The sequence below is a fragment of the Sneathiella sp. genome, from assembly GCF_029233945.1.
In the GTDB taxonomy this organism is placed as follows: domain Bacteria; phylum Pseudomonadota; class Alphaproteobacteria; order Sneathiellales; family Sneathiellaceae; genus Sneathiella.
In genome coordinates this window covers 21,968-32,615 of record NZ_JARGOQ010000019.1, presented here as the reverse complement: position 1 = coordinate 32,615, position 10,648 = coordinate 21,968, and the positions used below count along the sequence as shown (strand labels likewise).

Here is a 10,648-nt window from a genome sequence, read left to right as displayed (position 1 = left end):
ACTTCCTCGCGCAGCTTGGCGGAGAACTGGGTGAGCTCGCCGACGCTTTCGAGAAGCTGTGTTGCCGAACTTCCGGAGGAGGAGGCCATGTTGGATACCTCCATGACGGAGCGGGACACTTCGCCGGTGCTGACTGAGGCCTGCTGCACATTCCGGGTGATTTCCAGCGTGGCGGCATTCTGTTCCTCGACGGCGGAGGACATGACCTGAACCGTTTCGTCAATCTGCACGATCATTTCCTCGATCCGCTTGACGGCCTCCACGGCTTCGGTGGTGGCGTGCTGCATCCCGTCGATCTTGCGGGTGATTTCCTCGGTCGCATTGGTGGTCTGCGAGGCGAGACCCTTCACTTCCGAGGCGACGACGGCAAAGCCCTTTCCGGCCTCCCCGGCGCGGGCAGCCTCGATCGTGGCGTTGAGCGCGAGCAGGTTGGTCTGGTTGGCGATATTGTTGATCAGGTCGATGACATTGCCGATTTCGCCGGCGGAAACCGCAAGCTTGCCGACAACCACATCGGTTGATTCCGCAACCTGCATGGTTTCCTTGGAGAGCGTGGCGGAAACATTCACCTGACGGCCGATTTCCTGCAGGGAGGCAGAAAGTTCCTCGGCGGCGGAGGCGACCCCGCTCACGTTGCCTGCGGCCTGTTCGGAGGCGGCGGCGATGGACGTGGAGTGGCGGTCCGTATCGGCGGCGCTCGTCACCATGCTCCTGGCTTTTTCCTCCATGGTTTCGGCGGCGCCGATAATCTGCTGCGCGACCGTATTGACCGTGCTTTCGAGTTTCTGGGCAAGGGTCTGGGCGAAGCTGACGCGCTCCGCGGAGGATTTTGCGGTCGCTTCCTGATCGCGGCGTTTCTCCTCCTCGGCGCGGTTCATTTCCTCGCGGCGACGCTCTTCCTCTGCGGCGGCTTTTTCCTGTGCGTCCTTCTCGCGCTGAACTTCCAGCGCCTTGACCTTTTCGGCATTCGCCTGGAAGACCTGCACGGCGCGGGACATGTCGCCGACGTCATCCTTGCGATCGAGCCCGTCAATGATAATGTCACGGGCCCCATTCGCGATGGACAGCATGGCCTGGGTCAACTGGGTGAGGGGACGACCGATAAAGCGGCCCAGCAAAAACCCGGTCAACACCATAATGCCGAGAAGCGCGGCCCCGGTCAGCAGAAGCTGCTGCATCAGGTTCGCGGAAAGCTGCTCATTCAACTTGTTGAGGCTCCATCCGATGGCGGCAAAGCCGACCAGTTCCCCTTTTGCGGAGGTGACCGGCGTCAGGATAATCTGATGGGAGCCTGTGTTTTCCGTATATACCTCGCCCTGTTCAAGCGCGGCTTTATGTTTTGACAGCAAGGCGGCCAGACCCGAGGCGGAGGGGAGGGTCTCTGAGTGATATTCGGTGACGAGAGCGCCCTCGTTGTCGAAGGTGAGAATATCCGCGAGAACGGAGCCGTCTTTCGACGCCATCTCCTGATAGACTTCTGCAATCTTGTCGGTTTTCTTCCATTTCAGGGCACCTGAAAGCTGCTCCGCCATCAGTTCCGAAATGGTGAGGTTATTATTTGTTGCCAGATCTTCCAGGGCATGGCGCTGGTTTTGTAATCCCAGATAGACGAGGAGCGAGAGACCCATCAGGGTCGTCGCAAACACAACAAGCAGGATTTTGCGACTGACAGTCATCTTGGCGGCGAAAGATGTCTTGTCTTTCATGGCCGCGTCGTTCATGTCAGCTTCATTCGTCGGGGTCTCTGCGCTCATCTCGTGCGTCATCCTTATATATAAATGTAGGTGAGGGATATGGCGGGAAGTCTATTCCAGCATCTCGACATTGACGCCGACGGTCACCGCGCCGATGGCTTTATGGGTGCTCGGGTCAACAATCGCGACGCTGACCTGCGACTGGTATGTCTGGGTGGATTCGTCAAACTCAACTTCGTCGATCAGAACGCCGTCCGGACCGGCGCCATATGACTGTTTCCATTTCGCTTCGTCGCCCTGCCAATAGTCTGACGTGATGTCGCTCTGGCCGACATTGAGGCCCTTCATATCCATGACGAAGATCTCGGTGTATTTGCCTTGTGAGTTGGTCTTGACGCTTTTCAGGTAGTTCGACAGGCTGTTGGACAACACCGCATTGATCATGTTCTGGCTGCCGCCTTTTGTTTCTGCGCGCCATTTCTTGTCCTGATTATCGACATCGTCCTGGCTGAGCGAGGCGGACATTTCATTCTGCTTACGGACGGCATCAATCACTTCATCGGATTGCGACCAGCCACGGATTTCACTGTCGATCAGATTGGCGACGGCGACTTTGTAATCCTGGGCGAGGGAGGTCGTCGGCAGTCCCGCAAAAATGGCGATAGCAGCGACGGAGGCAATTAAGGTACGGATCATCATCAGGGCTCCATTTGGGTAGATGTTTTACTTAGATATCTATAAATAATGGTCTGCCGACTATGGCAATAAAACCAAGTATTCAAATACTGACGGCGAATTGTTTATTTATAGTTAATCGAGAATATATTCTGCGTGTGACGCCGGAATTTTTGGTGGCACGGAACGCTCAGGCAACCTGGCGATGGGCTTCCTTGGGAAAGGTCACGGTCACCTTGGTGCCGAGGCCCAGCTCACTCTCGATATGGAGCCGTCCGTTATGCGCGGCGACAAAGGATTTGACGATCGAGAGGCCCAGTCCGACCCCCTCATGGGTGATGTGGGAGGAGCTGTGGCCCTTGACGAAGGGTTGCGTGATATTCGGCAACTGGTCGTCCTTGATACCGTCGCCGGTATCCTGAACCTCGATAATCACTTCCGTTTCCGTGGTGATCGCCGAGACGGTGATCTTGTCTCCGACGTGGGAAAATTTGATCGCGTTGGTGAGCAGGTTGAGAAAGATCTGGCGCAGGGCCGTTTCATCGGCATTTATTGTCGGCAGCGTGCGGTCGGCGGACAGCGCCACCATGATCCCGTGCTTGGCCGCGCGATGGCGCACGGATTTTACACAGTCGGTCAGCAGCGCGCGAACCGCCACCGGTTCCAGTATCATGTCGCGCTTGCCCAGCTCAATCGCGGAAATATCGAGAACCTCATTGATAAGGGCCAGCAGATGACGGCCGCTGTGATTGATATCCTCGGCGTACTCAGAGTATTTTTCATTGCCGAGCGATCCGAAATACTGACCGACAAGGAGATCGCTGAACCCGATAATGGCGTTGAGCGGGGTTCTGAGTTCATGGCTCATGGTGGCGAGGAATTTCGATTTTGCAAGGTTGGCATCCTCCGCCTTCATCAGCGCGTGGCGCAGCGCCTCCTCGGTCTTTTTGTTGGCGCTGATATCGGTGATGGAGCCGCCAATCGCGATCACGTTCCCCTCGTCATCCATGATCGGGAACATCTGAACGAAGGTTGGAATCAGGCCATTGTTGATGGTGGGGCTTATATACTCCCGCTCGATCATCTTTTTTCCGGCGGCGATCTCTTTTTCCTGCGCGAGCACGCGCTCGGCATATTCCTCGGGGAAGAATTCATATGTGTTATGCCCTCTAATCTCGCGCCCTCCCGGGTTAAACCAGTCGTGCCACTGGGCGTTGGCATGCAGATAATTCCCGTCCATATCCTTGATGATGATGGCGGAAGGAGAGTTTGCAAGAAAGGTTCGAAAGAGCTTGTCGCTCGCCCTGATATGGAGCTGGCGGACCATGGCGAGATGAATAAGATAGGCAATGGCAATCGAGAGCAGGATCAGTGTCACAAGGACAATTTCGTCCACTAATGTTTTATGGGCGGCGATTGTCTCCGGGGTCGGGAGCAGGCTGATCGTCCACACGCGGTTGCCAACAACAATCCATTTATGGAATACATTTTCATTGTCCCATTCCGTCGATGGGTCGAGTGTGCCGAACACAGGCATGTCCCGGTCATGGATCATCACGTCATATTTCTTCAAAAGACCATTCGGCATGGCCTCAAGGATGAGCGGATCACTGCGGAAAACGATATTCACAAAGCCGGTCAATCGCTTCATCTTGATCACCGGGATATAGGCGGTAAAGCCCCTGCCGCCCTGGGTCAGTTCGATTGGCGGGGTGATTTGCAGACGGCCGGTTTGCTCCGCCGCGGCTATTGCCTTCGCGGGCGAGGCAAGCTTGCGGACATCGAGATTGACGGCGGGCTCATTGCCCTCAAGCGGGGTGACCCAGCGAATGACGCCGAGGGAATCGACCCAGTTGATCGCCTGGAAATCCTTGAACAGGTCATGCAGATAGGACGCCTGGGTCAGAAATTGCTCGCGGCCGCTAATCTCCCCCTTGGCCAGGGAACTGCGGATTTGCTGGCCGATGGTGAGGCGGGTCGTGATATGGCTCTCCAGCCGTGCGGCGAAATTACCAAGGTCGCTGCGGGCCTCTGTGATATGGCCCTCGGTCTCGGATGTCGGCGTCACGACCCATGCCGTCACGACAAGCAGGATCATGGCCATGGCAATGGCGATCGGCACTCCGATTGTATGGCGCGTCAGGCGGCTTACAAATCGCAGCAGATGGTTCCGTTCGATAAAACTTTTCATTCGGCGTATTCTAGTAAACAAATCCCTAAGAAACCTTAAACAACTTTCCATAGTTTTTATGGTTTTTTGGCTGTTTGGGAGGCGGTCACAACTCCGTGATCTTGCCCGTTTCCCGTTGCCTTTCATCCATGAATAAAATCTAATTTATGCGAAATCGATTGTTTTCTCAACGAAAGGATATACCCATGACACTGATGAAATCGCTCACCGCGGCGGCGCTTCTTGTTGCTGCCGCTTTTCCCCTCGCCGAGGCACAGGAGGCGCATCCCATGGGCTTTTTCGTCACCAGCGTCGGGCCGGGCAACGGCGGCGACCTTGGCGGGCTGGAGGGGGCCGATGCCTGGTGCGAGAAGCTCGCCGAGGAGGCGGGCGCTGCGGCGCGGGACTGGCGCGCCTATTTAAGCACGCAGGAAGACGGCAAGCGCGGCATCTCGGCGCGCAACCGCATCGGCCACGGCCCGTGGTATAACGCCAACGGGGAGCTGATCGCGAGCGATCTCGATATGCTGCATCTCAGCCCCAATATCGTCAAGCGCACCGCCGTCGATGAAAACGGCAACCCGGTCAAGGGCCGGGGCGATGGCCCGAACGAGCATGATATGCTGACCGGCAGCATGTCTGACGGCACCGCCTATTTCCCGAACGTGACCGACGACAAGACCTGTAGTAACTGGACCAGCTCGGGCGAGGGGAGCGCCACCGTCGGCCATCATGACCGCCATGGCGGCGGAAATACATCCTGGAACGCCGCCCATGACAGCCGCGGCTGCAGCGCCGACGCCCTCAAAACCACCGGCGGCAACGGCTATTTCTACTGCTTCGCGGCGGACTGATTTTTCGGAATAAACAACGCATGGCGCCTCACGCGCCATGCACCTCTTTCAGGCCGATCACATCGCGATAGAGGAACGATGCCGTGGAGACCATAATCGCGATAATAATGACCCATGCGATGAAATTGACGACCCCGACGAGTATGGCGACCATCGTGACGGCGCCGAACATTGATGCAATTCCGAAGGCGATCAGGGCGGCCGCGCCGACCGGCAGGATAAAGATCAGCATGGCGAGAAGGCCGCCGAGAATAAAGGAGAAGATAAGCGTCAGCCCCTCCTGCACGAAAAGGCCACCGTCGATCGGCTGCTCCAGCGCGATGGCCGGATAGAAGAAGACAAGGATCGAACTCGCGACAAGGACAAGAATAAGCACGACCACAATGGCCGCTTCGTCCGGCAACACGGCCACAAGGGCGGAGGTAACGACATAGCCGATCAGGCTGACCACGACGATCAGCGCGCCGAACTTGATCTCGCGCAAGCCGAAGGAAAGCGCGAAGCCGCGCTTCTCCCGCACCTCGGGCAGCAGGGAATAGCGGTGCCAGGCAACGGCGAAAATGGCGTAGAGAAAGGACTCGATCGCCTGTCCTGCAATGGCGAAGGAGCCATTGGTGAGAACGTTGATATAGGCCAGCACCCCCATCGCCACGACAACCGGCAGGCCCCGCATAAAACAGGCCCCCGCGTTCTGGACGACAAAGACGGTCGCGGCAATCATCGCCTTTGGCACAGTCAGCAGATTTTCCAAGATAACCCTCACGATTTTTAAACGGCAACAGTTTCGCTTGGAAGATTATCGTATGACGACGCGATTGGATAGAGGGAATGGGGTGGATTACTAATAGTTTCGTTGAAGTCGGAACTTTCAGGTTCATCTGTTATGATAGGATTATTATGAAAGAAAAGATCATTACTTGGTGGAGAAAATACAGCATTTCTTTGGCAATTTCTGTCCTCAGCTGCTCAGGACGTTTGATGTTGAAATTGTCTACACTTAAGGCGGGGCAAATTTTAGATAGCCACGGCCCAGTAAAAGTCCTTGTTGATAGCGCTACACTTGGACACGGCGTTACTCATGAAACAGACTGGATTTCTACAGGCACTCAGAAATGGGGAGATATTGATTTCGATGGTGGATATCTTGCTAGAATCCCGGTTCACTCGACCGATGACAAAAGCGACTTGGGCGAGAATGCGCGTTACCTCGCTAGCATTGCGTATTTAGCTGAAACGGGCAGAATTTCTTTATGGACATCTGCGGAGCTTCAGGCAGAAAGATTCTATCAGCCATTAGGGCGGTTTTCTGGATATGGATATTATGATTTGAATGTATTTTCAGATTTAGAAATGAAAAGCGTCGATGGGAATTTTATTCCAGATATTCATAGCAGAACATTAGCTTCGCGAGATTTTAACAAGGAACAAAATGATAGATTAGTGCGTTCGGGCGACATATTGTTTCAAACTTTGTTTGCGTTGCTTGGGCAAAAATACACGAAAGATGCTTGGCATATTAGAACGGCTGAAAAGTATGAGATGTTCTGCTTTCTGACATTGGATTTTAGGCTACTAAACCAGATTGAGAATCTAAAGGAAAAAGAGCCTATTAAATCCCTAAAAACATGCGTATGGACGCCTAAGCAGTTTGGCAGTTACTTCAAAATTCAGCCTGTTCCTACAAAGTTTTTGAGTTATAGAAATGCAGACTTTCCTGTACGATCTGACTTGCATCAAGTAAATAATATGCGACGGTCGAAAAATGAGTACAAAAAAACCGAATGAAATTGGAACTTAGTTATGTTCCATCAAAAATTCCCGGATTTTCACAAGCGGTAGATTCTCGTGAAATCACCGCTGTACAGATTTCATTTGAGAGTTTAGCCAATTCTTTGCTGACAGTATTAGGTAAGGCATTTTTGAAAATGTCTATATCGCAAATTCGATTATCTCTTGTGTCATTTTCCATTCCAGTAAAAAGCAGGTATTTATCAATTATCCGCGTGCCATGGAGCTTTTTAAACATTTCATACTTATTAACTATACACTTAATTTTCTCCGACGTTTGAATAAACCCCCGACTAGATAATATCTTGTAATATCGGATCATTTTGCTATCGGTATCACCATTTCGTTTTCGCGTCAAAACTGCTTTGCTTGCCAGTTCGTCATAAAGTGTCCAACTATCAGGTTTTATAAACCAGACAAGTTTCGTCACAGCAGAGAGCGGAGTGCCCGGCGTACTATTTTGTCCATGGGCTGGTGTAAGCCCTTTTTCTCTCAATATATTAGCTATTTCGACACATCGGTTCGCACGTTCAACAAGTTCTTTAGGCCAATTATTAACAACTTCATTTAGTTCTTTAGCTATTCTTTGGGGATTATCATTTTCACCAGTTTTCAGGTTTCTTCCTACTTCGTAACGCCGACCGATACTGGTCAATAACTCCGGAGTTAGTTTGCCTTTGTTTAGCCGAACCTTTTCTTCGGATATGAAGTCATCCGCTAAATACCAACGATAATGTTCGAAAACAGAGGCGGTTAGAATCTTTTTTCGTTCGTCCAATGTAAGAGTATCTATTTTTGCCTTTTTCGCCATGGCTACATTTCCCCCAAAATCCTTGACATTTCATAAAATCTATACTAGTATACACACCTTCCCTAATCGTGACAAACTATCGTACCCAGGTCACTGATCAGGTGTGAGAAAGCCGCGGAGATTTCTCCACGCGGCTTTCTGCGTCAGCGGAAGGATCTCAAGCGGTCCGGGCCCTATGATCGGCCAGGCGCTTGAGGCCGACGGTTTGCACGGCAGCGAGGACAGCAACGGCAATGGCGAGAAGCTCGACCATCCAGCTGCCCTCCACCGTCAAACGGTTCTGGAACAAGAGGAGGGAGAGACCACTCCCCACCACCCAGGCAACGTCGGCGGCAATGATGAGCTTGGCGAACAGCGGATTGATTTTTTTCCGCGTGGCCGTCCAGGCGACATCGGCAGCGAAGAGCACTAAGCCCACCCCAAGCGTGTAGAGGATCCATTCGGCCATCCCCGTCCAGCGCGCAAGCGGGTCCGCGAAGGCGAGCGCCGCCCCTCCCGTTAGAAGCGAGGTTCCTGCATTGATCAGCAGGGTATTTCGTAGCAGGTTTGACTTAACCATCATCTTGATCTCCTTTCAGTCAGGCCCGGCCATGGTGGCCGCTGAAAGCAGGATGGCGGGGATAGGTTATCTTCTCAATTACCTCTGTGGTAATGTTCCTGATCTTTATTTCGGGGTATTCTGGACGCCGGATTATCGAGGAAGGAAAGAAGATGACCGCGACAGCCTTGCAAACCCCGGTGCCCGAGCTCGGTCGGCTCTTGAAGCACTGGCGGCAGGTTCAGGGAATGAGCCAGCTCGATCTCGCCCTTGACGCGGGAAGTTCGGCCCGGCACCTGAGCTTTATCGAGACCGGCCGCTCAAACGCGAGCCGGGAGATGGTCCTGCGCCTTTCCGAGGCGCTGGCGCTTTCTTTGCGCGAACGCAACCGGCTGCTGAATGCGGCGGGCTATACCGCGGCCTATCGGGCGCGCTCGCTGGATGATGCCGGTTTTGGCAAGGTGCGCGAGGCGCTTGATTTCATGCTTCAGAAGCAGGAGCCATATCCCGCGATTGTCATGAACCGCAGCTTCGATGTGTTGATGATCAATCAGGCGGGGGCGAAGATGCTTGCTCTGTTGGGCCTCTCCGCCGCAGAGGGGAAGGGGCCGCCGAACACGCTCCGGCTGATGCTGCACCCGGAGGGCCTGCGGCCCGTCACCCGCGATTGGGACCGCGCGGCCGGCCATCTGATCGAGCGCGCGCATCGGCAGCTGAAAGGCGCGGAGGAAAACGATCCGCTCCGTCAGTTGCTGGCCGAGGTGCTGGCCTATCCGGGCGTGCCGGAAAGCTTCGCGAGTGAAAACCCGTCGGCGGATGCGCTGCCCGTCCTCCCGCTGGAGTTCGAGTTGGGCGGCAATGTTCTTTCCTGGATCACGACGGTCGCGAGCTTCGGCACGCCGCAGGATGTGACGGCGGAGGAAATCATGGTGGAGAGTTTCTTTCCCGCCGATGCGACGACGGATAAACTGATCCGCGCGCTTGTCGGTGAGGCGGGGAACTAGCGCCGTTATCCTGAGATTACGCTAAAACGCCAAAAGCCGCAAACCGGAGCCCCGGTGCGGCTTTTTGAATTCTGGTATCCCGGCGAACCGGGACGGCGACTTAGCCTTCGCGCTGCATCCGCTTGCGGGCGAGCTTGCGGGCGCGTCGAATGGCTTCCGCTTTCTGGCGGGCGCGCTTTTCGGACGGCTTTTCATAGGCGCCCCGGAGCTTCAGCTCACGGAAGATGCCTTCGCGTTGCATTTTCTTTTTCAGCGCACGGAGCGCCTGGTCTACATTGTTGTCACGTACAGAAACTTGCACAGTTAATCGTGCTCCTATCTAATCGTCTAAAGTTAAACCGGTTACGGAGTGGCGCGGGTGTAGCACGCTTCATTTCCCCTGTGAAGGGGGAAAACCGCATTTTTAAGGTGAAATCCCTAAAGAAAAGAGTAAATAACATAAAAGACACGAATTTGGAAGGGCTTATGGCAATTAGAGACATTCTGAAGATGGGCAACCCCACCTTGCGCGTGCCGGCGGAGCCGCTGACGCCCCCCTTTGGCGACGAGATTTATCAGCTGGTGGAGGATATGCGGATGAGCCTGGAGGCCGTCGGCGGGGTCGGTCTCGCGGCGCCGCAGATCGGCGTCTCCAAGTCCCTTGTGATCTTCGAGGTGCCGGCCGAGCGGGTCGAGAGGGAGGAGGGGGATATGGCCGAAAGCGTCCCCTCCACCGTGCTGATCAACCCGAAGATCGAGCCCCTTTCGGACGAGACGGAGCTCGGGTGGGAGGGCTGCCTCTCGGTCCCGGGCCTGCGCGGCCTTGTCCCGCGCCACACCCATATCCGCTATAGCGGCCTCGGCCTCAACGGCAAGGAAATCAGCGTCGAGGCGCGCGGCTTCCATGCCCGCGTCGTGCAGCATGAATGCGACCATCTTTTCGGCATTCTCTATCCCGAACGGATGACAGACATGCGCTATCTGATGTATGAAAGTGAGGTGCAGGCCTTTATGGAGGACCTGCGCGCGAAATCCGAACCGGAGAAGGAGGAAACATGAGCAAAAAGGCGGAGACCGAGCGGGAATGGCAGACGCGCCTGCTGGACGCGGTGTTGCCCCATGTTCTCTTCGACGG

General features: G+C 54.7%; 11 protein-coding genes. 4 read left to right on the top strand and 7 right to left on the bottom strand.

Features of this window, described 5'->3' with window-relative positions; all coding sequences use genetic code 11:
• From P1U71_RS08225 to P1U71_RS08215, 3 genes are all read right to left on the bottom strand, one after another.
• The coding region (locus P1U71_RS08225; protein WP_301105096.1) for a methyl-accepting chemotaxis protein at nt 1-1,754 on the bottom strand (1,754 nt) is incomplete at its 3' end.
• A gap of 51 nt (nt 1,755-1,805) precedes the next feature.
• Entirely contained in the window at nt 1,806-2,393 is a 588-nt protein-coding gene (locus P1U71_RS08220) for a hypothetical protein (RefSeq protein ID WP_301105095.1), read from the bottom strand.
• Between the two features lie 166 nt (nt 2,394-2,559).
• On the bottom strand, nt 2,560-4,560 hold the full coding sequence (locus P1U71_RS08215) for an ATP-binding protein (RefSeq protein WP_301105094.1): 2,001 nt from the start codon (nt 4,558-4,560) through the stop codon (nt 2,560-2,562).
• Nucleotides 4,561-4,745: 185 nt separating this feature from the next.
• Here P1U71_RS08215 and P1U71_RS08210 point away from each other — a divergent pair, with 185 nt between their 5' ends.
• Nucleotides 4,746-5,393 (top strand): hypothetical protein, encoded by a 648-nt coding sequence (locus P1U71_RS08210; RefSeq protein ID WP_301105093.1) that lies wholly within the window; start codon nt 4,746-4,748, stop codon nt 5,391-5,393.
• A gap of 28 nt (nt 5,394-5,421) precedes the next feature.
• On the opposite strand, the gene P1U71_RS08205 is transcribed toward P1U71_RS08210, so the two are convergent.
• Nucleotides 5,422-6,144 carry a hypothetical protein gene (locus tag P1U71_RS08205; RefSeq protein ID WP_301105092.1) on the bottom strand — a complete coding sequence of 241 codons (723 nt, stop codon included), beginning with the start codon at nt 6,142-6,144 and terminating at the stop codon, nt 5,422-5,424.
• Between the two features lie 146 nt (nt 6,145-6,290).
• On the opposite strand from P1U71_RS08205, the gene P1U71_RS08200 reads away from it, so the two are divergent.
• Nucleotides 6,291-7,178: a hypothetical protein gene (locus P1U71_RS08200; RefSeq protein WP_301105091.1), complete on the top strand. Its 888-nt coding sequence runs from the start codon at nt 6,291-6,293 to the stop codon at nt 7,176-7,178.
• A gap of 13 nt (nt 7,179-7,191) precedes the next feature.
• On the opposite strand, the gene P1U71_RS08195 is transcribed toward P1U71_RS08200, so the two are convergent.
• Both P1U71_RS08195 and P1U71_RS08190 read right to left on the bottom strand, forming a co-directional pair.
• Nucleotides 7,192-7,992: a hypothetical protein gene (locus P1U71_RS08195; RefSeq protein WP_301105090.1), complete on the bottom strand. Its 801-nt coding sequence runs from the start codon at nt 7,990-7,992 to the stop codon at nt 7,192-7,194.
• 157 nt (nt 7,993-8,149) lie between these two features.
• Nucleotides 8,150-8,554, bottom strand: coding sequence for a hypothetical protein (locus P1U71_RS08190; RefSeq protein ID WP_301105089.1), 405 nt, complete (start codon nt 8,552-8,554; stop codon nt 8,150-8,152).
• 149 nt (nt 8,555-8,703) lie between these two features.
• Here P1U71_RS08190 and P1U71_RS08185 point away from each other — a divergent pair, with 149 nt between their 5' ends.
• Nucleotides 8,704-9,534: a helix-turn-helix transcriptional regulator gene (locus P1U71_RS08185; RefSeq protein WP_301105088.1), complete on the top strand. Its 831-nt coding sequence runs from the start codon at nt 8,704-8,706 to the stop codon at nt 9,532-9,534.
• Nucleotides 9,535-9,634: 100 nt separating this feature from the next.
• Here P1U71_RS08185 and rpsU read toward each other — a convergent pair whose 3' ends face one another.
• Nucleotides 9,635-9,835, bottom strand: coding sequence for a 30S ribosomal protein S21 (rpsU, locus tag P1U71_RS08180; protein WP_161316574.1), 201 nt, complete (start codon nt 9,833-9,835; stop codon nt 9,635-9,637).
• A 164-nt stretch (nt 9,836-9,999) separates the two neighbouring features.
• Between rpsU and def the strand changes: the two genes are divergently transcribed.
• Nucleotides 10,000-10,572, top strand: coding sequence for a peptide deformylase (gene def / locus P1U71_RS08175; RefSeq protein ID WP_301105087.1), 573 nt, complete (start codon nt 10,000-10,002; stop codon nt 10,570-10,572).
• Nucleotides 10,573-10,648: the final 76 nt, after the last annotated feature.